The 22,239-nt window shown below is 34.9% G+C and carries 25 protein-coding genes; 9 read left to right on the plus strand and 16 right to left on the minus strand.

The features are described from left to right. Position 1 precedes the first annotated feature (1 nt). Positions 2-685, minus strand: coding sequence for a response regulator (locus C8C84_RS08875; protein ID WP_121313189.1), 684 nt, complete (start codon positions 683-685; stop codon positions 2-4). Positions 686-794: 109 nt separating this feature from the next. Here C8C84_RS08875 and C8C84_RS08880 point away from each other — a divergent pair, with 109 nt between their 5' ends. From C8C84_RS08880 to C8C84_RS08900, 6 genes are all read left to right on the plus strand, one after another. Then, entirely contained in the window at positions 795-1,508 is a 714-nt protein-coding gene (locus C8C84_RS08880) for a LytTR family DNA-binding domain-containing protein (protein WP_147406832.1), read from the plus strand. A 277-nt stretch (positions 1,509-1,785) separates the two neighbouring features. Then, on the plus strand, positions 1,786-1,947 hold the full coding sequence (locus C8C84_RS17040) for a hypothetical protein (protein WP_158592559.1): 162 nt from the start codon (positions 1,786-1,788) through the stop codon (positions 1,945-1,947). Between the two features lie 205 nt (positions 1,948-2,152). After that, positions 2,153-4,024 carry a sensor histidine kinase gene (locus C8C84_RS08885; protein ID WP_158592560.1) on the plus strand — a complete coding sequence of 624 codons (1,872 nt, stop codon included), beginning with the start codon at positions 2,153-2,155 and terminating at the stop codon, positions 4,022-4,024. Positions 4,025-4,135: 111 nt separating this feature from the next. Further along, positions 4,136-4,555 carry a lipocalin family protein gene (locus C8C84_RS08890; protein WP_121313192.1) on the plus strand — a complete coding sequence of 140 codons (420 nt, stop codon included), beginning with the start codon at positions 4,136-4,138 and terminating at the stop codon, positions 4,553-4,555. A 248-nt stretch (positions 4,556-4,803) separates the two neighbouring features. Then, positions 4,804-5,163: a hypothetical protein gene (locus tag C8C84_RS08895; RefSeq protein ID WP_121313193.1), complete on the plus strand. Its 360-nt coding sequence runs from the start codon at positions 4,804-4,806 to the stop codon at positions 5,161-5,163. Between the two features lie 85 nt (positions 5,164-5,248). Then, positions 5,249-5,725, plus strand: coding sequence for a hypothetical protein (locus C8C84_RS08900; protein WP_121313194.1), 477 nt, complete (start codon positions 5,249-5,251; stop codon positions 5,723-5,725). Positions 5,726-5,829: 104 nt separating this feature from the next. On the opposite strand, the gene C8C84_RS08905 is transcribed toward C8C84_RS08900, so the two are convergent. The 3 genes from C8C84_RS08905 to C8C84_RS08915 are packed head-to-tail and all read right to left on the minus strand — an operon-like array spanning position 5,830 to position 7,824. Next, complete coding sequence (locus tag C8C84_RS08905) at positions 5,830-6,684, minus strand: TraB/GumN family protein (RefSeq protein ID WP_121313195.1); 855 nt, start codon at positions 6,682-6,684, stop codon at positions 5,830-5,832. 1 nt (position 6,685) lies between these two features. Further along, complete coding sequence (locus C8C84_RS08910) at positions 6,686-7,324, minus strand: hypothetical protein (RefSeq protein WP_121313196.1); 639 nt, start codon at positions 7,322-7,324, stop codon at positions 6,686-6,688. Between the two features lie 5 nt (positions 7,325-7,329). Beyond that, positions 7,330-7,824, minus strand: a complete 495-nt coding sequence (locus C8C84_RS08915; protein ID WP_121313197.1) for an RNA polymerase sigma factor — start codon at positions 7,822-7,824, stop codon at positions 7,330-7,332. Positions 7,825-7,945: 121 nt separating this feature from the next. On the opposite strand from C8C84_RS08915, the gene C8C84_RS08920 reads away from it, so the two are divergent. Then, the gene (locus C8C84_RS08920) at positions 7,946-8,785 is read left to right on the plus strand and encodes a S1 RNA-binding domain-containing protein (RefSeq protein WP_121313198.1); all 840 of its coding nucleotides are present in this window, start codon (positions 7,946-7,948) and stop codon (positions 8,783-8,785) included. Between the two features lie 3 nt (positions 8,786-8,788). Here C8C84_RS08920 and C8C84_RS08925 read toward each other — a convergent pair whose 3' ends face one another. The 12 genes from C8C84_RS08925 to C8C84_RS08980 all read right to left on the minus strand — a co-directional run bounded on the left by C8C84_RS08925 (position 8,789) and on the right by C8C84_RS08980 (position 20,473). After that, positions 8,789-10,006: a serine hydrolase gene (locus tag C8C84_RS08925; protein WP_121313199.1), complete on the minus strand. Its 1,218-nt coding sequence runs from the start codon at positions 10,004-10,006 to the stop codon at positions 8,789-8,791. 117 nt (positions 10,007-10,123) lie between these two features. Beyond that, positions 10,124-10,966 (minus strand): energy transducer TonB, encoded by an 843-nt coding sequence (locus tag C8C84_RS08930; protein WP_121313200.1) that lies wholly within the window; start codon positions 10,964-10,966, stop codon positions 10,124-10,126. 168 nt (positions 10,967-11,134) lie between these two features. Beyond that, positions 11,135-11,686 carry an RNA polymerase sigma factor gene (locus C8C84_RS08935; protein ID WP_121313201.1) on the minus strand — a complete coding sequence of 184 codons (552 nt, stop codon included), beginning with the start codon at positions 11,684-11,686 and terminating at the stop codon, positions 11,135-11,137. After that, positions 11,677-12,783, minus strand: coding sequence for a glycosyltransferase (locus C8C84_RS08940; protein ID WP_121313202.1), 1,107 nt, complete (start codon positions 12,781-12,783; stop codon positions 11,677-11,679). The genes C8C84_RS08935 and C8C84_RS08940 overlap by 10 nt, the downstream gene beginning before the upstream one ends. A gap of 77 nt (positions 12,784-12,860) precedes the next feature. Beyond that, positions 12,861-13,472, minus strand: coding sequence for an FMN-binding negative transcriptional regulator (locus tag C8C84_RS08945; protein ID WP_121313204.1), 612 nt, complete (start codon positions 13,470-13,472; stop codon positions 12,861-12,863). Between the two features lie 2 nt (positions 13,473-13,474). Beyond that, positions 13,475-13,981, minus strand: a complete 507-nt coding sequence (locus tag C8C84_RS08950; protein WP_121313205.1) for a GNAT family N-acetyltransferase — start codon at positions 13,979-13,981, stop codon at positions 13,475-13,477. Between the two features lies 1 nt (position 13,982). Then, a complete protein-coding gene (murB, locus tag C8C84_RS08955; protein ID WP_121315017.1) occupies positions 13,983-14,996 on the minus strand; it encodes a UDP-N-acetylmuramate dehydrogenase in 1,014 nt (337 codons plus the stop codon). Positions 14,997-15,042: 46 nt separating this feature from the next. Next, positions 15,043-16,890 carry an asparagine synthase (glutamine-hydrolyzing) gene (gene asnB, locus C8C84_RS08960; protein ID WP_121313206.1) on the minus strand — a complete coding sequence of 616 codons (1,848 nt, stop codon included), beginning with the start codon at positions 16,888-16,890 and terminating at the stop codon, positions 15,043-15,045. 4 nt (positions 16,891-16,894) lie between these two features. Then, the gene (locus C8C84_RS08965) at positions 16,895-17,962 is read right to left on the minus strand and encodes a glycosyltransferase family 4 protein (protein WP_121313207.1); all 1,068 of its coding nucleotides are present in this window, start codon (positions 17,960-17,962) and stop codon (positions 16,895-16,897) included. Positions 17,963-17,969: 7 nt separating this feature from the next. Further along, positions 17,970-18,644 carry a DUF2461 domain-containing protein gene (locus tag C8C84_RS08970; RefSeq protein WP_121313209.1) on the minus strand — a complete coding sequence of 225 codons (675 nt, stop codon included), beginning with the start codon at positions 18,642-18,644 and terminating at the stop codon, positions 17,970-17,972. A gap of 1 nt (position 18,645) precedes the next feature. Then, a complete protein-coding gene (locus C8C84_RS08975; protein ID WP_121313210.1) occupies positions 18,646-19,353 on the minus strand; it encodes a thioredoxin domain-containing protein in 708 nt (235 codons plus the stop codon). 40 nt (positions 19,354-19,393) lie between these two features. After that, positions 19,394-20,473, minus strand: a complete 1,080-nt coding sequence (locus C8C84_RS08980) for a DNA replication/repair protein RecF (protein ID WP_121313212.1) — start codon at positions 20,471-20,473, stop codon at positions 19,394-19,396. A 280-nt stretch (positions 20,474-20,753) separates the two neighbouring features. Here C8C84_RS08980 and C8C84_RS08985 point away from each other — a divergent pair, with 280 nt between their 5' ends. Then, the gene (locus C8C84_RS08985) at positions 20,754-21,542 is read left to right on the plus strand and encodes a tol-pal system YbgF family protein (RefSeq protein ID WP_121313214.1); all 789 of its coding nucleotides are present in this window, start codon (positions 20,754-20,756) and stop codon (positions 21,540-21,542) included. Between the two features lie 80 nt (positions 21,543-21,622). After that, positions 21,623-22,114, plus strand: a complete 492-nt coding sequence (gene ribH, locus C8C84_RS08990) for a 6,7-dimethyl-8-ribityllumazine synthase (RefSeq protein ID WP_121313216.1) — start codon at positions 21,623-21,625, stop codon at positions 22,112-22,114. The last annotated feature ends 125 nt before the right edge of the window (positions 22,115-22,239 follow it).

Below are 22,239 nucleotides of genomic sequence, written 5' to 3' on the forward strand. Positions count from 1 at the left end.
TTTAAAGTAACCCTAATTTTTTTGCAATATCAACCATTTCTTTATCGGAACCCGAATTGAGCATCAATTGTTTCTTGATGTTGGCTTTTCTTTTCTCAATGGCACTTAATGAAAGCGGTACAAAATTCGGAAGCTGTATGGTTTTTATTCCATCCGCTAAGTATTGCAAAATTTTGCTGTCGTTGTCGTCCCAGTTAATGTTTTTTTGAATCATCACTCTCTGAGATTCTTTTATTGAACTACTATAGTAAGTCTCATTTTTTTCAATACTTTGGAATATTAGAGGGAAACTTTTGTAGTCGATGTCGCTTTTGGCAATAAAACCTTGTGGATTGACACTTTTATAAATTTGGTTTACCCACAATGGTTCTTTGTGCATCGAGATAATGATAATTCTACATTCGGGAAAGAAGTCTTTAATCATCAGGGCCAAATCACTTCCTGAGAATATTTTTTTTTCTTCATAAGAAGGAAGATTGATGTCTATAAAGGCAAAGTCTATAAGTGCTTCATTGTTTTTTCTTCCCTTAATGATATCATAAGCTTCTTTGCAATCAAAAGCAAGTAAGAAATCAGCATGCCTATTGGATTCAATATTAGATAGTAGCGTTTTATAACTGTCCACATTAATGGGATGGTCATCTACAATTAGAATATTTCTTTTTGTGGTTAGGTTTTCAATCATGGTTTTAATCCAGAAGTTTATGAGAAATCAAATTTAATTAATATGTAGCGAAGAATTACGGTTTTGCCGTAAAATAGGCTTTCTCATGTAGGCTAAATTGCAAAAAAAAATGCAGTTTTCCTTTATTCTGGTAGACGATTCTAACGACTTTGAAACGACTTTAGAGCAAATCAAACAATTTGACGATTTTTTATGTGTGGCGGTTTGCCAAACTAAAAAAGAAGGAATTGATAAAATATTGGAACTGAAACCCAATGTTGTTTTTTTATCTATCAATGATGGTAATGAAAGTCAGGGTTCAATTTCCTTTTCCTTGTTAAGTGAACTGCACGAATACCTTGAGGAATTGCCGACTATAATTGTTTTAAGTGACGTTAAAGAAGCGGCTTATGAGGCTTATCAACGAGGCGTAACCGGTTTTTTGCTCAAACCGATTGACCCAAACGAATTACGTAGGTGTTTGTTTCGATTTCAAAAAACGCATAAGGCTTTATTTGCCGATAAAATTTCAATAAAATCCAATGGCGATTATAACTTTATTAAGTTTCATGATATTATTTATTTAAAAGCAGATAGCAATACCACTGATTTTTATTTGAAGTCCGGCAAAGTAGTTACTGCTTTTAAGACTTTAAAACATTTTGAAAAATTATTGCCTTTCTTTTTCTTCAGAATTCACCACGGTTATGTCATTAATATAGATTATGTTAATCGAATTAATTTAGGCAAAAACAGTTGCTATCTTGACAATAACGAGATTATTCTTCCATTTTCCCGAACTTATAAGGAAAATATTGACACAATAATTCACAGGATATCTTAAATAAAATTGTGAGTTACAGTCAAAAACCAACCAGCTACTTTCCGCGCTTGTTGACTTACTAAACAGGCTTTGCAATTTATTTTTAAGCCAATTCAACTGCTTACATTTGGTCGTTCTTAATACCAAAACGATAGCGCTATGTAAATTGTTTTAACCAAGGGAATTAAGGTTAAAATAACACTGCAAAGAATTTCCCTTCTTTTCAGAAACCCAACAAATTGTTGAGCTCACAAAGCTTGACCTCTCAATTATTTAAAATTTAAAACCACTAATTTTTATGAAAACAAAATTTTTCCCAAAACTACTTTTGATAATGCTTTTCAGCTTATCACTTTATTCTTGTACAACAGATGAAATGCCGGCTACTGAGAATACAACTGTAACAGCAGATAATGGTATGGACGGAGGACCAGTTATTCCACCGGGACCAAGACCTTAATTTTTATAAGAGACTATGAAATATAGTCTCTTTTTTTTTGCTTATTTTTGTAAAAAAAGCAATGCGCCCCAACTCTGCTATTTTATTTATCCTACTCAGTTTTTTACTATTCGGCTGTCAGCCTAAGAAGACCGAGAATATTGACTCACTTGTGTTTAGTGATTCAGATTACAAAAAACTTTCCAAAGATCATAAACTCCAATTTTTGGATTCTATAAGTTTACTTGAAAAATCTTCTACCAGAGATTCCATTTATATGGATCTTCTGTTCAACATTTCCACAGAATATTATTATTTGAACAAATATGATTTGTCACTTAAGATAACTGAAAAAGCACTCCAGTTGGCAAAGCAAAGAAAGGATACTATTGCCATTGCAAGGGCTTATTTTTACAAAGGCGATTGTTATGAGTACAACCAACGAGACAGCGCCTACTATTTTTACCATCAAGCGGAAAAACTTTATAGTTTTAAAGGTGATAAGGAAAAAGAAGGACAAACCTTGTTCAAGAAAGGTTACCTTTTGTTTTATGAGGGCAATTATTTGGAGAGTGAAATACAGGTTTCAAATGCCTTGAAGCTTTTACAGAACAGTAAAAACAATCAGTTATTGTATTCTTGTTATGTGGTTATGGGGTATAATTTTGAAAAACTGGAGGAATATAATAACGCTTTAAAGTATTTTCATTTATCGAAAACAGTATTAGATGAGTTAAAGAAATCGAATGTTGACTTTGAAAAAACCAATAATTATACTGTCAATTACTCTATCAATATAGCCAATATTTATGATAAAAAAGGCGAGTACCAAAAGTCGATTAAGGAATTAAGTTCCGTTGTTAGTCCTGATTTGAAAGCCAAATGGCCCAAAGATTATGCTTCTGTTATTGGTAATTTAGGATATTCCAAGATGAAATTTGGCATTTTGAATGGAGTAGAAAATGCTTTTAGAGAAAGTTTACAACTCTCAAAGCAAAATAATCATCAGAACAACATTATGTATCAGTTGATCAATTTAGGCGAGTATTATTCAATAACTAAAGATACAGCTTCTTCTATTCATTATTTAAAAGAAGCCAATGCGTTGGCAGTTAAGCTTAAAGCAGTTGGCGAAATTAAATCGACCTTAAAATTATTAAGCGAAATAGATGTTCGCAACAACCGACTATACAATCAAAAATACATCTCGATTACAGATAGTCTGACTAAAGCTCAACGTATCAATCGTAACAGATATGCACGTATTGAATATGAAACGGCAGTAGTTGAGAATGAAAACAGGGATTTGATTGCCGAAAATTTATATGTAGTAACAGGTTCTATTGCTATAGTGTTGCTTTTGGTTCTCCTTATCATATACCGATACTTGCAGCATCAAAAAAAGGAAATTGCGAATAAAAGACAACAGCAAAAAGCGGAGGAAGAAATTTTCGAACTATTAAAAGAGTATCAAATCAAATTGGCACAAGCCAAAGAGCTCGAGCAAAACCGAATTTCCAAAGAGCTGCATGACAGTGTAATGAATAAGCTTTATGGTGTGCGATTACAATTAGGTATGCTAAACGAAGGTGATACACAAGAAGTAAAACAAAAGCGATCGGGTTATATTGATTTTCTTCAGGAAATAGAAAGAGAAATCAGAAGCATTTCCCATGATTTGCACAATGAGACCTTTGAAACTCTTTTTGATTATAAAAATTTATTGCTTGATATCATTGCGCAACACAATCAAATTAGTAATACTCATTTTTCTTTTGAATGTGAAGATGAGTTTCGATGGGATGCTATTGACAGTTTGGTTAAAATTGCTATCTATCGAATTATTCAAGAAGCATTGAGAAATGTCATTAAATATGCGAAGGCTAAAAACTGTCGCGTCAGCTTATCTGATGGTGATAATAAGTTGAGATTATGGATTGAAGATGATGGAAAAGGATTTGATATCGCCCTTTTGGAAAATGGTGGAATCGGTTTAAAGAACATGCAAGAACGCGCAACTCAGCTCAATGCCTCTTTCAAGGTAATGAGTGAGATTGGAAAAGGCACTACAATAGAAGTTGTTTTTGCACTCAAATAATGAAATTAAAAAACAATTCAAAAATAATTATACAAGTTTAATATATAATTCTACAACGGCTTACTAAAGTATTACACCTAATTTCGTCTCTAACATTATAAATAAATTAAAATGAAAAATCGAAGTGTATTACTCGCCCTAGTATTAGGCATCGGATTATTTGTCACCTCTTGTAGCGATGACAATGAAGGAGAAACTCTAGCGCCATTATCCGGAAAATGGAATCTTAGCAAAGTAGGAACAATAATAGGTGGACAAGAAACATTAGTTGACGCACCACAAAACGAAGCGGGTTGCAATAAAGATTATCTTGATTTAAACGCAGATAACACGCTTACCGAAGGTGATTATGACTCTACTATAGATCCATGTACGTTATCGACTACTTCTGGCATTTACTCAAGATCGCACAATAATTTAACCACAGTGGTTAACGGAGTAACCCAAGTGCAAGATATTGAAAATTTAACCCTTACGGAGTTAAAGTTAAAAGATGCCAATGGTGCCATCGAAGTGTATACAAAAGGTTAATCCTTAGTTAGTATATAAAATTAAATCCCGTCGGAATGGCGGGATTTTTTTATGGGTTGTTGTTTTAAAAGTAAATGATTCTTTTTCGCTACTGGCAATAAGTAAATAGAATGTCAGTCTGAGCCTGTCGAAGACATTTGACATAGGATTCTAAAAGTTGATGCAAATTGATTGTCACAAAACCAACTGAAAACTCATTTTAACTTTATTTTACCAAGCTCGCAGTTTATTATCTTTATTTTTGCGATATGGACACGAAACAGTTCTTAGCGTTGCGTAAGTTGTGGTTGCTGCTGTTGCTTTTGAGCAATATTGCTGTCGCCCATACGTCTATGGTTATTGAACCGTGTCAGGAATCGAAAACAGTAACACTTTTTGAAGCAGAAACTTCTCTTCACAAAGAAGGATTGCAACCTCAAATACCATCATTTAGGATAATCTCTGAACATCATGCTAAGCCTATTAGTTTTGGTTATCCAGAGTTGTTTTATGATGCAGATTGTCATTTTGTTACTAAAAGTGTTGGATCAATCCAAATTTTTCTTCAGGATGTGAATCGCTGCGAAAGCGTTTCTCGTTTTTTATTTCCCTATCATTTTTTTTGGTAAAGTAATCTCCTTCGACTTACAGATTTAAACACAATCGCATTCTTATTGGATAGCGATATTTACTTTATTAAAAAAAAAATTAAACATGGATATCTCAATAATTATAATTGGTCTGATCTTTATTTTGATCATATCAATACCGCTCTATCTGGTATTGAATTCCAGTAAAATAGATCAAAAACAAATCGACTCCCTTTTTGCCCAATACAGTCAGAACAACCGCTACCGCTTTCAGTTGGTAGCTTCACATCAACGCAAAGCCTTGGCGATGGATGCTCAAAATAGAGGATTGCTCTTTATGGATTTTAACCTAAAAGAACCTTATGTTGCTTTTCAAGATTTGGCACAAGTTGAAAGTTGTGCTGTTGCCACCGCTAATCCGTTAGGAAAATCAAATCTTTTGAAAAAAGTAGAATGGATTTTCTTTTCAAAATGCGGAACAACGCCAGACAATGGTGTTATTTTTCACGATGCCGATAAGGAATATATTGTTCCGGTTTATGCCTATGAAGAACTAAAATTGGCTGAAGAATGGCAAGGTGTTATCAATAAGCATTTGTAATTAAAAAAGTCCTGAGAAATCAGGGCTTTTTTTGTTTTTAGAAGAAAGAGGGATAAGTTCTTTAATTTTCTTATCCCTTTTCTCTTATTACTTATAGTTAAAATCTATTTCACCGCTTCTACTTTAAAACCTGCTTTTCTCAACAAAACAATTACGCCTTCTTTTCCGCCTAAGTGAGCAGCGCCAACTCCAAAGAAAGTTGATTTGCTCTTAGCAATTTTATCAATTCGGCTTATCCAGTTTTGGTTTCTGTTGTTTAACATCACATCTGAATATTTAGAAGTCATTACATTTTCAGACTTTGCAGTAAATTCTAGCATGGCTTCAATGTTTTCAGTTTTGTAAAGTGCTAACATCTCGTTTAATTCGGCAGTATCTCTTTTTAAATTGCTTTTGGCAGTCTTGACCAATTCGTTCATTTGATCCTGGTAAGAAATCGCATCAAATACATTCATTTGTTCGGCGATGGTTTCTAATCCAATAACTTCTTCATTTTGATCTTTGCCAATTTTCATTAGTTCCACTTCTACTGATTGGGTTTCGCAAGCCAACATTTTCGGGTACAACATCGCCGAAATCATAAACGGCTTGAAAGTATTAAGCATTTCAGCTGAATAACCTAATTGGGTTTTTAGAAAGTCATCCACAATTTTAAAATCTTCTGCAGAAGCCAATGATTTCATCGTCACGCCATCTTTCATCATCATTTTGGAGATCATTTCGGCTTGCATATTGGCGTCGTCCATATCTAATTCTAAACACAGTTGTTCGGTGTTGTCTAAGGCTTTTTTTACTTTATCCGATAAAGCTGCATCGCATGTAATATGAATGGTTCCAAATAAATAAGAAGGCTTGGTTAGTCCATTACCGGAGATTTTCCACAACAAAGAATTTTCATTATTTTGAGCATTAGTGATTCCTGTCAATAACGCCAATAGAAGTAAGGCAATTTTTTTCATATTATAAGTCTATTTTTTTGAGTTCTCTATAATTGCCTTGTAATCTTCGCAACAAAATACCATACAATAAGCGATAGAAAAGCCAAAACAAACCGACAATCGCAACACAAGTGATCACTATGATACAAATGGTTTTTGATAACGTTAAATAATTGTCTTCGTGTGCAATTTTATCTTTCAAAGCACTCATTTGGGGATTGAAAACAAAAGCCATGATAAAACCTAAAATGGTACTGATGAATATCATAACCAAGTTATACCAAACATAATATTGTACAGTTCTCCGGGTTTTTAAAATGTCTTGCATTAATTTCTTGGTCGAGGTAATCGTAGAGATTTTTGCATAGTTTCGGTAAAAAGCATAGATGAAATAAATTACTACCGCATAATTAACATAGGTCAATATTTTCAAATAGATTGAAAAACTTTCTGCGTGTAAACTCTTAATGGCTTCATCGGTATTGAATAAAATGCTCAAGGCAGCCCACAAAGCAAACTCGAGTACGCTAATCACCAATATCCATTTTACAATAGATGATGATTTCCTATGCAACATTTTGTAAATTTCAGTTTCTGAGACCTGTTCAAAAGAATGGGTGTCTTTTTTCCAGGCTTTTTTTAATAAATCCAACTCATCCATAATCCTTAGGGATTTAATATTTTTTTTAGTTTTCCTTTTATTCTGTTCATTTTTACACGAGCATTGACTTCGCTAATCCCCAATGTTTCCGATATTTCGGTGTAATCTTTATCTTCGAGATACAAAAACACTAAAGCTTTTTCAATATCATTCAACTGTTGCACCGCTTGGTACATCAATTTGATTTGCTCTTCTTCTTCTAAGTTGTAGTCTTCCTGGCTTAAGAAATGTTTTTGTCCTTCGTAAGTGACTGTTGAAACGGTTCGTGTACTTTTTCTGTAGAGTGTAATTGCAGTATTCAATGCTACGCGATAAGCCCAAGTGGAGAATTTAGATTCACCTCTAAATTTCGGAAAGGCTTTCCATAACTGAATGGTAATTTCTTGGAACAAATCGTTGTGCGCATCATCGCCATTAGTGTACAACCGACATATCTTGTGGATAATGTTTTGGTTTTCTTTCAGCTGTTTTACAAATGATTGTTCTAAGTTGTCACTCATAGTCCGTTAGTAGTGTTAGCGGTTATTTTGTTACACTTAGTAAAACTACATTTTTTTATTATACAAATTCAAGTTTCTAATTTCCCTATCTTTGCAAAAGAAAAAATTACAAGCAGTCAAAATGAAAATAGGGCATTACAATACACTTACCATAGCACGTGAAACCAAAGTAGGACTTTTTTTAACCAATGGCACAGCCGATGTGTTGTTACCGGTGAAATATGTTCCTAAAGAATATACTATTGGGGATGAAATCATAGTGTTTGTTTACCTTGACCATGAAGAACGACCGGTGGCCACAACTTTGGAACCCTATATTTTGATGGATGAATTTGGGGTGTTACGCGTAAATTATACCAACCAATTTGGCGCTTTCCTCGATTGGGGTTTAGAAAAAGATTTGTTTGTTCCGTTCAAAGAACAAGCACGCCCAATGGAAAAAGGAAAAAGGTATTTGGTATTTGCCTTTATTGATGAAAAGACCAATAGAATAATGGCTTCGAGCAAGACCAATCAGTTTTTGAATAATGAAAATTTAACGGTTGCGGTTGGCGATGAAGTCGATTTAATTATTTCTCACATTACTGAGTTGGGAATCAATGTTATTATCAATGATATCCACAAAGGTTTGTTGTACAAAGACCAAGTTTATGAAGACCTTAGATTAGGTGATAGATTGACAGGTTACATTAAAAATATTCGTCCTGATAACAAAATTGACGTTACTTTAAATAAATTCGGGTACAGTAATGTGGAACCGAATGCCGAAAAAATCCTATTCGAATTAAGAGCGAGTCGAGGCTTTTTAAGATTAACCGATAACAGTCATCCCGAAGACATTAAAACCGTGTTGAAGATGAGCAAAAAAACGTTTAAGAAAGCCATTGGCGCACTTTACAAAGAAAAACGCATCGAGATTAAAGAAGACGGAATTTATTTGGTGAACGAAATAAAAATCTAAATTTTATTCTTTGATTTCGAGTTCAGCCGGCATCGGAATTTCCTCAACATTTTTTTTAAAGAAAAGATTGCTGGCCATATTTAAAGTAGCATATGGTCTGTTGGAATATTTATTCCCCAAACAGATAATTGTCACAGTATCCTTTTTCACCGGAACAAACGAAGTATTATTGCCATGCCACCAACCGTTGTGGTAAACTAATTTTTCTTTATTGGCCAAATAACGCATGCGCATTCCCAAACCATAGTCTTTAATAGCATTTGGCACGTTAGCAGCACTGTAACCATAATAAGCTTCTTGCAGTAATTCAGGCTTGATAAAATCGGGTGAATAAGTGGCTAAATCAAATTTTACCAAATCTCTTGGTGTAGAATAAACGTTTTTGTCACCATACAAATTGTCATATTGATCCCAAGGAAAAATAGTGCTTGCTCTGTATGATTTAGAAACGGTATCTCTGTCGGTTTCATAATTGAATACAAAGGTGTTTTTCATGCCAAGTGGTTTAAAAATAAGTGTTTGCATAGCATCACGATAGTTTTGACCGGTAGCTCTTTCGATGATTAGGGCCAAAATTACATAGTTGGTATTGCAATAATCAAACCGCGCATTATGGGCAAAAATGGGTTTGAATTTTTGCTTCACCATCAAATCTAAAATATCTTTATTGGTCAGTACCTTTTTTTTGTTCCAAGCTTTTTTCATGATGCTCGGGAAGTTGGAATAGTGAGGCAAACCGCTACGGTGATTCAACAACGTTCGGATAGTTACATTCTTATAAGGGAATTTCGGAATCCAATCGGTTACTTTTTGGTCGAGCATTAAATTGTTTTCTTGTACCAATTTTAAGATGGCTGTAGCAGTCAGTACTTTGCTTACGGATGCCAAATGAATTGCAGTATTAGCATCAATTTTCTTTCCGGTTTTAGCATTAGAAAAACCTGTGTAATCTTCATAAATGATGCGACCGTTTTTGGCCACTAAAAAACTGCCGCTATAGTAAGGGGAATTGATAAACTTATTGTAAAACGAATCTATTTTTATTTTTTTTTCACTGAGGTATTCTTCCGATACAATGCCAAATTTAACATTAAACGGAACAGTAATCAATGTAGTGTCCTCATTCCTTTGGGTAACCGTAAAATAATTATTTATTTGGGTTATTGGACTGGAAAAGTATAATAGTGTGCTTATAAAAAAAGAAATCAGGGTCATCTTCATAATTGCAATAATACCAATATTTAATCGAAATTAAAACCCTAAAAGTCTAAATCGCTGTTAATCTTTCCAACTTTTGTTAACAAAAAACCGCCTCGGGCTGGAGGCGGTTTAAAGGAATTAAAGTTTAACTTTTATGGGTAACATGAATAAGGTTCTCACTGGTTTTCCGTCTTTTATTCCCGGAGACCATTTTACTTTCGAGGCTTTTAAAAGTCGAATGGCTTCTTTTTCCAGCTTATAGTCGGTACTTCTCACGGCTTTGATATCGGTTAGCGAACCGTCTTTTTCTATCACAAATGACATAATAACACTTAAAGTTACTTCTCCATCTTCTTCAATTTCAGGACGGTTAAAGTTATTGACTACATATTCGTAGAATCTTTTCATTCCTCCCGGATACAAAGGAAGTTTGTCTAATTCATTGGTGGTATTGATGCCGTTGCCTTTACTTTCGCCGTCACCATCAGTACTGGTTCCGGTAGATGTGCCGCCGGTAGTTGTAGATATTACGGTTCCTTTTGTATCACCACCATTCGGATTTGGATCGTCGTTATTTTTGCTTAGATCAACATTTTTGGTAATATCATCTGGATTGTCATTCGATTTCACAATGATTGGATCAACTAAATCTTTCGATTCTATCTTTTGTGTTGGCTCGTCTTCAATAAGTGGTGCTACAACGTCTTTTTTAGGTTCCTCGTTTTTCTTAGGCGGATAAGTAAAATTGTCTACTCGTATTACTATATCTTCATCGATTGGTGATGGAGTTGGGATATCTCCGAATGAAGTTAGGAATAAACCTAAGCCAATTGCGCCGCAAAAAAAGGTGATGCCACTTAAAAAAGCTATTAATGAAGTTTTGGAATTTTCTTGGCGTAATTGGTAAGCGCCATAGGCTTTGTTTTTGCCTTCAAAAACCAGATCGATCCAGTTTTTTTCATAAATACTAACGTTTGACATAATTATATGGTTTTAGAGTTAAGTATTTATACTACATAAGCAAGATGTTTAATGTTATAACGCAGGAAATATCAAAATAGTATAAATAATGTTAAATATTTATTTATATAGAGATTGTATTTCCCTAAAAGGTTGGGAAGACTTAAAAAAATAAATTAAAAAAGTGGACTATCTTTTGCTTTCGATGATTTCTGCCAATAGTTTTTTGGCGCGAAGCAATTTGATTTTAACGTTACTTAACGGTTCGTTCAGCTGTTCGGCAATTTCCTGATAACTCATTTCCTGAAAATAACGAAGTTGAATTACTTCTTGGTAATGTGGTTTCAATTCTTTGATGAATTGGAGTAGGCGAGACAGGTTTTGTTCGGTAATCAATTCGTCTTCTGCTGAAGGAGAACTGTCGGCAACATTGTAAGCTTGTTGGTCTTCTTCATCCGTGATTTCCACAAAAACAGTCGATCTCTTTTTACGAAGCATATCAATGTGCACGTTTTTGGCAATGGCAATCAACCAAGTGTTGAATTGAAATTCGGGATTGTAAGTCGAAATTTTGTCAAAAGCTTTAGAGAAAGTTTCTATGGTAATGTCTTCCGAATCGGTTTCGTTTTCCGTACGTTTCAACATAAAGCCATACACTTCGTTCCAATAATGGTCGAGCAAAAAGGTAAACGCTACTTGGTCACCTTTCTTAGCTTTCTCTATGTATTTGTTTATTTCCAATGAACCGGTTTTGAGAAAGTATTGGTGATAAACACATTCAATTGCGTGAAAATTAGAACAATTTCAATAATGGGGAACCAATACATCACATCCTTTTCTTTTAATTTACCGGCGGCAAATCCCATTGCCAACCAAGCAAATAAATATCGGAAACCAATAATACTAACCACAGCAATCCATTGAAATTGGAAGGCCAACAATACTATTGGTAACAACAGAAAGAGCAATTGCGAAGCGTAAAAAATACTCAATTGGTTTCGGTCAAACATTTTATAGTGTTTTGCTGTCGATACGTGACGACGTTTTTGGGTAAACCATTCTTTAAAAGAAGTTTTCGGTTCTGAATAAGTGAAACTGTCTGGTAGGTAACAAACCGCTGTGTTTTCTGCTGTTGCGGCTTGATTGATAAACAAATCATCATCACCCGAACGCAATTTCATATGATCCATAAAACCACGCACTTTGAAAAACTCTTCGCGTTTGTAAGCCATATTACGACCAACGCCCATGTAAGGTTTCCCTATTTTAGCCCAAGCAAAATATTGTGTTGCCGTTAGTAAAGTTTCAAAACGAATGATTTTATTTAAAAAGGAATTGGCTATTTTTTCATACGCACCATAACCCAAAACGATATTCTTTTGAGCCGTGAATTGCGAACTCATACTCGTAATCCAGTCTTTCGATGTTGGATAACAATCCGCATCAGTGAATAATAAGTATTCGTATTTTGCCGCTTTTATACCAAGGGTTAAAGCGAATTTTTTGTTGCCCCAAAAAGCTTCGTTGTTTTCTACTTTCACTAGTTTGACATTATCATATTGCTTTTCAAACTCTTCAAAAATCTCCAAGGTGTTGTCGCTGGAAGCATCGTCAATCAAAACGATTTCGAAAGTGTGGTAGTTTTGTTCGGCTAAAAGTGGGACAAACTTTTTTACGTTTTCTTCTTCGTTTTTGGCGCAAACAATAATCGAAATTGGAACTCTTTTCGGTGTAGCAGTCTGTGGCTTAGCAAAAGAAAATTTGCCAAATATTACAATATAATACAAGAACTGAATAACAACTACGGCGATGAATAGACAGAATAGAGTTAGTAACATAGGCTTTTTTTGACTTTAAAAAGGGTTGCAAATGTAGTTATTCTAACCGCAATAATCAAAGGAATTTTAACAAATTCCTAGCGATTCTTTTTCATTTCCTTGGCAATATCAATGGCTTGATTGTCATTGGTTTTTTCTAATTCGGTGATGATGTTTTGGTAGTTCTTATCGTCACGATTTTGCGATAATTTCTTTTGGGCTTCTATCGCTGTAATTTCAATTTCGAAAGCGACAATGCCTCGAGCTTCGCGCATCGTTTTTTCGGATAAATTTTCGACACGAACCGGGTTTTCGGATTTAGCTTCATATTTATCAACTAACTTTTTTAGAAAATCTACGGCTTGTTCGTCGTTGTAAACCGTTACTTTTCCGTAAATATGTATGGCGAGATAATTCCATGTGGGTACATTTTCATGGTCATACCATGAAGAAGAAATATAAGTATGTGCACCCGAAAAAATAGCCAACACTTCATTATTGGTTTTAAAACTTTCCGCTTGCGGATTGAGTTTAGAGATGTGTCCGACTAAAATCTGTTTTCCTTCAAAATTGGTTTCTAAAATCAACGGCGTATGCGTTGCCCACAATTTGCCATCGGTTTGATTAACCAAAATTGCAAATCCATTTTGATGAAGGAAGTTTTGAATGTCTTCTTGATTTTCGTTTTTATAAAGTTCAGGAATGTACATAATTACTTTTTATTTTGAATTTGGTATAAAACACCTTCGTGTAAATCAAAGTTGAATTTGCCAACGAATGTCATGCCTGTTTTTTCTAAAACTTTGACCGAAGCTACATTCAGTTCCATTGCTCTTCCGACTATTTTAGTGAGTTGCAAATGATGGAAACCATAATCGATACAAGCTTTTGCGGTTTCGGTAGCGTAACCTTGGTTCCAATATTTTCTAAAGAAGCGAAAACCCAAATCGACTTCGTCTAAATCCGGTGAATATTTCAAGCCACACCAACCTATGAATTCATTATTTGATTTGACAATTACAGCCCAACGACCGTATCCGTAAAGTTCATATTGACTGTAATTTTCCAAGAATGATTTGGCTTCAGTCACATTGGTGAAAGCCTTATCACCGGTGTATTTGATAACTTCTTGATCGGTATTCAAATCATAGAAATGTTGAGCATCAATAACAGTTAATTCTCGGAGGTAACAACGATTGGTTTCCAGAATAGTTTTCATTTTAAATCACATTCACTTCAGCTTCAATTGCAATGCCGAATTCTTTTAAAATAGTGGCTTGAATGTCTTTGGAAACAGCCAAAATTTCTTGACCGGTTGCGTTGCCATAATTCACTAAAACCAATGCTTGATTCTTATGAATTCCGGCATCACCAAAACGTTTTCCTTTAAACCCTGCGCGTTCAATCAACCAACCGGCCGGTACTTTGACTTCGGTTTCAGAAACCACATAATGAGGCATATCGGGATGTAAAGCATGTGCTTTTTCATAATCCACTTTTGAAATAATTGGGTTTTTGAAAAAACTACCGCTGTTGCCTAGTTCTTTTGGATCCGGCAATTTGCTTTGGCGAATGGCAATTACGGCATTGGAAACATCTTTCAATGTTGGTACAACAACGTTTTGCTTTTCTAATTCCTTAGTAATATCGCCGTAGGAGGTATTTATTTTATGATTGCGTTTCGTTAATTTGAAAACGACAGAAGTAATGACGAATTGGTCTTTGGCTTCGTGTTTGAATACGCTTTCTCGGTAGCCAAAATGACATTCTTCTTTGTTGAAAGTTTTGAGGCTTTGCGTAGCAATATTAACGGCTTCACACGATACAAAAGTATCTTTGATTTCGGTACCGTAAGCGCCAATGTTTTGCACCGGAGTTGTTCCAACATTCCCTGGAATTAAAGACATATTCTCCAATCCGCCAAAGTTTTGGTCGATGGTCCAAAGTACAAATTCATGCCAATTTTCACCCGCCATACTTTCTACCCAAACGAAATCATCGTCTTCTTTGAGGATTCTTTTTCCTTTTAAATCGATATGAATCACTAAGGCTTGAATGTCTTGGGTTAACAACATATTGCTTCCGCCGCCGAGAATGAATTTCTTTTGGTTTTGGTTTTCATTTAGAACGGTTTTTAATTCAGCTACCGTGTGGACTGCAATGAATTGTTGGGCTTTGGCTTCAATGCCAAAAGTATTGTATTTTTTTAGGGAGAAATTGGTCTGGATTGGCATCATTTAAATCGACTTAATGGTTTACAAAAGTAAACAATCCATCATTTTAAACGAATTTCTTTTGGTAGTTTTTTTGCCAAACATGGAACATGAAAAGTGGCATTATATAAGGAATAATTTTGGTGTTTCCTTTTTGAATTTCACTGACAATTTTACTACCGTTGATGTTTTCCAAAAAAGGCATATCAAACATCTCGCTTTTGGCAAAACTGTTCAGTTCTTCTTTAAAAATAGGATATTCAGTCAAGTATTTTCCCCATGGCGCGCTCAAACCAATCTTTCTGAAATCGATGATTTCTTTAGGAAGTTTATCTTTCATCGTAGTTTTGAGAATGAACTTTCCTTTTTTACCGGTGAACATCCATTTGCTGTCAAGTGTTCCTAAACCGGCGACTAATCTTGGGTCTAAAAACGGTTCGCGACATTCAATCGAACTTCCCATAGTGCAACGGTCGTTTCGGTCTAATAACGAACACAAATAAGTGTGTTGGTCAAAATACAAGGCTTGACGTTGTAAGTCTTTTGGATACAACTCTTGCGCTTCTTGTAAAATCTGATGGCGATAGGCATTTTCGGGTTTGTTCTTATTGCCATAAAACAAATTAATATCTTCAGGATAGACATTAGAACCATTGAAAATCACTAAATCCGCATCGCTGTTGATCTTGGAATAACGGAACAATTTGTCGTAGCGCGGTTTTTTATTAAAGGTTTCAAACTTCGAAATTTGTGAAATGACTTTTAGCAAAGAAGGATTTTTCAAGGCTTTGTAACGTACATAACCACCCATCAATTCGTCGGCACCTTCACCGGAAAGCAGCACTTTTACTTTTGGCTTTGCCAATTTAGCGATGGCCAATAAATGCGGTTCGTTGAGGTGCATTATCGGTTCGTCTTGGAAATAAGTGGTTTCAAATAAATTTTGGTACAAATTGTCATTCTCCAATTGGGTATGATTCAAAATATATTGGTACTCTTCCGTAATCCTTTTGGCCAAATGAAATTCATTGTGTTCGGCTTCCGAAAAACTGATATTGAAAGCCTCAATATTCTTAAAATTTTGATGGTATAAAGCCGATAGAATCGAGCAGGAGTCTAATCCGCCACTGAGTAGAACACCAACGGGAACATCACTCACCATGCGCAGTTTTACCGAATCAAAGAAAGTTTCTTCAAACCATTTTTTCGGATGGATAATTGGGCTGTGGTTTTGGATTTGTTCTTTTAAATTCCACCATCTGTTAGTCGTGCTTTTGCCGTTTTCCTCAATAACCATATAATGTCCTGGGAGCAACTTTTTCACATGATTATACAAAGTGTTTTCACCGGCAACAAAACGATTGAAAACATATTCTTCCATACCGTTTTCCGAAATTTCTAAAGGAACACCGGCGGTAAAAAGCGCTTTTTGTTCTGAGGCAAAAAATAAAGTGTTTTGGTGAATGGCGTAATACAAAGGTTTTACACCCATTCGATCTCTGCAAAGCGATAGTTTTTTTTCTAAAGTGTCCCAAATAGCGAAGGCAAACATCCCGTTCAAGCGATGTAGCATTTCCATACCATATAATTCAAAGAGCCTAAGTAGGACTTCTGTGTCAGAGCCTGATTTTAAAGTGATTCCTTTGCTTTTTAATTCGGGATAAAAAGATTGGTAATTGTAAATTTCACCATTAAAGACGATGATGTATCTTCCGTTTTCGGATATAAATGGCTGATGACCGGCTGTTGAAGTATCAATAATGGAAAGCCTTCTATGACCTAAGCCTATATTGTTGTTGAGATAAATGCCTTTGTCATCCGGACCACGATGTTCCAGGACATCACGCATTTTAACCAATTGATTTTCGTCAACCGGTTTATAGTTTAAATGTAGAATTCCGTTTATGCCGCACATATAACTAAATAGTGGCGGATTTAGTTGTAATCAAATCGTGGTATTTCAAGGCAATTTTTTTCATGTTTTTTTCGTAGTTGGCATTCTCTTCAACAAACGCTCTGTTGGCTAAAATAGCTAGTTTAGTTAAATCTGTATGGAGAAAAGCCCACTCTAATTCTTCCGCTAATTTAACAGCATTTTCGGAAGGTACAAGTATTCCGTTAATTTTTTGTTCTATCCAATGACGATTGCCGGGTAAATCACTTACAATTGGGAAACAACCACAGGCCATAGCTTCAAATAGAGAAGCCGAAACACCTTCTGTAGTTGGCATACTGATGTAGAAATTGGATTTTTGTAAATAGGTTGGAATATCATTATTGTCAATTCTGCCCATAAAGTCAACTTCCTTTTCTATATTCAATTCTATGGCTAAAGATTGTAGTTTTTTCAATTCGATACCATCACCAATAATTACAAGATTAAAAGGAATGTTTTTTTGCTTCAGCAATGCAAAAGCTTTTAAAATCAGATCATGTTGGTATTCCGGATTTAGCGAACGCGTTATAATTGCGTTGATTTTTTGGTTGTCATACGCCTCATTGAACTGAAAAAAATTGAGATTAATGCCTTTGGGTAAAATCATCACTTTCGACATGTCGACACCACTTTCAATCATATGATTGGCCATTACAGTTCCCCAAGCATGAATTAAATCGGCTTTGTTATAAGCATATTTTTGAATGATTTTTTTGAATGGATAGGATGGGGAATTCACCGGCCATAAATCGGTTATGCCTTGTTGGGCAATGGCTATGGGTTTAATGCCACACAATGCTGCCAGGTATCCATAACTAGTGGTTCGCTCCGCAATGACCATATCAGCATTGAATTTTTTGACGATGCTTTTTATGGTGAAAAATGCTTTGGTCAACTCAAGTATTCGAATCAATCTGTAAATTCCGTAGCTTTTGGTTTGCAATTCCCAAGTGACAATTTCGAAGTCGCCAAAATCTCGGAGTCCATTCATCCAAGTAACAGCATCGGCGCGATAAGTTTCGCCCAAAAACAGTATTCTTTTTTTAGCCATTGATTATTTAATCTTCAGTCTCTAAAGCTCTACGTAAAAAGTCATTCATCGGTTTTAAAGTGATTAGTTTTTGCGCTACTATTTTGCTGAAATCTTTGTCAGTAAAAAGAGCATCATCAATTTTAGTTGAAGCCGTATAACTTTTCAGTTTTAAAAATTCAATGGCCGGATGATTTGGGTCGAAATCTTTGGGTGCTTTTTTTAAGGTGTTACTGTCGTCGCGTGTCAGTGTTGCAAATGTTGATTTGAAAGTTTTATCATTGACAATAGCTTCTAAATCTTCATTAAAAAAAGCGATTTCTTTGCGTATTTTTTTTAATTCATTAGGTTCCGGACACCAAACACCACCGGCGATAAAGGAATTTCCTTTTTCGAAGTGTACATAATATCCCGGACTGTTTTTACGGAATTTATTTTGGGTAAACCATACGCCCATGTTGGTTTTATAAGGCGATTTGTCTTTAGAAAAACGAATGTCGCGATTGATGCGAAACGTACAATTTTTGACTTCCAACGGTTCTAAAGTTTTGTCCAATGGTTTCATTTCTGCCAAAAGCAAAGCAATGTAATTATGATAATCCTTTTTGTAATTTTCATACCTTTTTTTATTGGCATGCATCCAATCGGTATTGTTGTTTGCGATTAAATCTTCCAGAAACAGGAGGGCATCTTTAGTTATCATACTACAAGTGTTTTCTTAATTCTTCTTCCGAGATATAGCCTATATTCCGCCATACTTCTTTACCGTTCTCGTATATAATAACGGTAGGTAAACCATCAATTTTCATTTCTTCGGTCAAAGTTTTATTTTCATCGGCATCCAATCTTATGATTTTAATTTGGTCTTTCAATTCTTCTTGCAATTTCAATACATATGGTTTCATTTTTTGACAAGGACCACACCAAACCGCAGTGAAATTGACCAAGACTTTTTTGTCGGATGTGATCAGTTTTTGATAATCGTCCGAAGTCATTCCGGTTTTGGCACTGGTAGAGCTTTGCGAAGACTTAGGCAGGTCGTTAGCGGTCCATTTCATGATGCCGCCTTCTAAATTGTAAATCTCTTTGAAACCCATTTCAGCTAATTTATCTGCTGCTTGTGCGCTTCTTCCGCCTACTTTGCAATACACGAAAATTGGTTTGGTTTTGTCAAATCCAGCCGCTTTCGAGACAAAATCATTATTGTTTATATTGACATTGGTCGCATTTTCAAGGTGTTCAACGCTATATTCTTGCGGCGTTCTAACATCAAGTAATTGAGGTTTTTCAGTAGTTTTTAGCTTTTCAGCGTAAGCTTTAGGTGCTAATGTTTGAATATTTTTACTTGGTTGTCCTTGACAGCTTATGAATAGGAAACTCAATAATAATAGAGAAAATAATTTGGTTTTCATGTCTTGCAATTTTTTAGCTAAATTACAAAATAGTGTAACATTATAAGTTAAATATTTTGTAACTCTGATGGGTTGTTTTTACTATGTTTTCCGTTCGTTCCGGATGTGTATCCGAGATAAATAATTGCCCGAATTCTTCGTTGTTGACCATTTCTATAATCTTACTAACGCGAAATTCATCCAGTTTGTCAAAAATATCATCAAAAAGCAGGATTGGTTTTTCGCCGCTTTGTTTTTTGACAAAATCGAATTGGGCCAACTTCAAAGCGATAAGAAAAGATTTTTGTTGGCCTTGAGAACCAAACTTTTTAATCGGATAATGGTCAATTTCGAATGACAAATCGTCTTTGTGAACACCAACAGAAGTGTATTGTAAAGCTCGATCTTTGCTGAGATTTTCTTCTAATAAAGTCAAAGTGTCTTTTTCGAATAAATCACTTTGGTAAACCAATTGCACGGTTTCGGCAGAGTTGGTAATGTCTTGGTGGTATTGGTTAAATATCGGAATAAATTCTTCCAGAAACTTTTGTCTTTTGTCGAAAATAGTTTTTCCCAAATTATCCAACTGCTCATTATAGATGCTTAAAGTGTCTTTTTCAAACACATGGTTCAAGGCGAAATACTTCAACAAAGCATTGCGTTGGCTGATGATTTTTTGGTATTGAATGAGTTTTTGTAAGTAAGTGTTATCCAATTGCGAAATCACGCTGTCCATAAATTTACGTCGCGTTTCGCTACCTTCGATGATTAAATCTCTATCGGCTGGAGAAATGATGACCAACGGAATAAAACCAATATGGTCGGAAAATTTTTCGTAGACTTTGCTGTTGCGTTTGAGGATTTTTTTTTGGCCTTTTTTCAAACTGCAGAGAATTTGCTCGGAACGGTCATTTTTTTCGAACTCGCCATCGACTACAAAAAACTCTTCGCCATGTTTGATATTTTGCACCGCTAACGGATTGAAATAACTTTTACCATTGGCCAAATGATAAATAGCGTCGAGTATGTTGGTTTTTCCAATACCGTTTTTACCCACGAAACAATTGATTTTGAGGTCAAATTCGAAGGAAGCGTCTGAAAAATTCTTGTAATTGAGTATTGATATTCGTTTTAAAAACAATTTGGATTTGTTTGAAATTAGTGTTTAAGCTCCTTATTTATATCAGGAAAAGGTTGATTAATTATTGTTATTCCCAAGCCTTAAAGTTAAGAGGTGCAAATTATTCAAAAATAACGAGAAAAATAGCTTTTAAATTTTTTCTTTAAGTGATATTTTGTCTTTGAAAAGAAAGAACCTTTGATAAAAAAAAATAATTTCATCAGTATTAAATATTAAATCAATTTTTTTTGTGTCGGTTTGAATAAAAATTTTATTTTTGCGCACACTAAATTAAAAATAGATGGCAACTTTTAACAAAAGAGGATATAGATCACCAAAAGAAAAAGAAGAGAAATTAGACAATAATTTTATTGAAGATGTGAATGTTGATGTTAAAGACAGTACAACCGCAAAAGCATTTGATACTTTAGATGAATCAGCTTCGAGAGCAGAAGATTTTATTGCAAAAAATCAAAAAGTTATTTTAGGTTTCCTTGTTGCTGTAGTATTGGCGGTTGTTGGTTATTTTGCTTATGAAAAATTTATTGCTGAGCCAAACCAACAAGATGCTGCGGATCAGTTATTCGTTGCGCAACAAAACTTCCAAAAAGCAGTTGACGGTGATGTAAAAGCGGATTCATTGTTCAATTTAGTATTAAACGGTTCTGAAGGTAAATTTGGAGTCTTAAAAATCGCTGAAGAATATTCAGGAACTGCTGCCGGTAATTTGGCTAACTATTATGCCGGTATTGCTTACCTGAACACAGGTAAATATGCAGAAGCGGTAACAAGTTTAGAAAAATTCTCTACAAAAGATGTTACTTTGAGTGCTTTGTCTAAAGGCGCTATTGGTGATGCTTATGCACAACAAAACAAACAAAAGGAAGCTCTAGAGTTTTATGTAAAAGCGGCAGACGTTAACAGCACTAATGATTTTACAAGACCTAGATTTCTATTAAAAGCAGGAAAGACAGCTTTAGCTTTAGGAAATAAAGCAGAAGCATTAAAATATTTCACCGAAATCAAAGAGAACTTCGATATGTCGCCGGAAGGACAACAAATTGATGCTTTGATTGGATTAGCAAATTAAAATAGTGATCAGTATTCAGTGTTTAGTTGGCAGTTAATATTGCTGAACACTAATAGCTGATGACTGAACAATCCTAAATTATGGCTACGGCAAACAAAAACTTATCCAATTACGATAAAAACACAATCCCAAACGCGAAAGACTTTCGGTTTGGGATTGTTGTTTCAGAATGGAACGATCATATTACAAATGGTTTGTATAACGGAGCTGAAGCAGCTTTGTTAGACTGTGGTGCGTTACCCGAAAATATTATCCGTTGGAATGTTCCCGGAAGTTTCGAATTGGTTTACGGAGCGCAACGCATGATTGTTACTCAAGAAGTAGATGTGGTGATTACGATTGGTTGTGTGATTAAGGGCGAAACGATGCATTTCGAATTTGTCTGCGAAGGCGTAACCCAAGGCATCAAAGATTTGAACGTGCAAACGGATGTTCCGGTTATCTTTTGTTTATTAACCGATAACAACGAACAGCAATCTATCGATCGAAGCGGCGGTATTCATGGTAACAAAGGAACTGAAGCAGCAATCGCGGCAATTAAAATGGCTGATTTGAGAAGAAAAACAATTTGATTTTATTCCTTTTGAATATATAATATGAACCTATTCCTTTGTGAATAGGTTTTTTATTTTTAGGGAAGTATTAACTATAAATCCCAATACTTTTTCCTTAAATTTGCTTGCTTCGGTTACCCAAA

The sequence above is a fragment of the Flavobacterium sp. 102 genome (assembly GCF_003634615.1).
Classification (GTDB): Bacteria; Bacteroidota; Bacteroidia; order Flavobacteriales; family Flavobacteriaceae; genus Flavobacterium.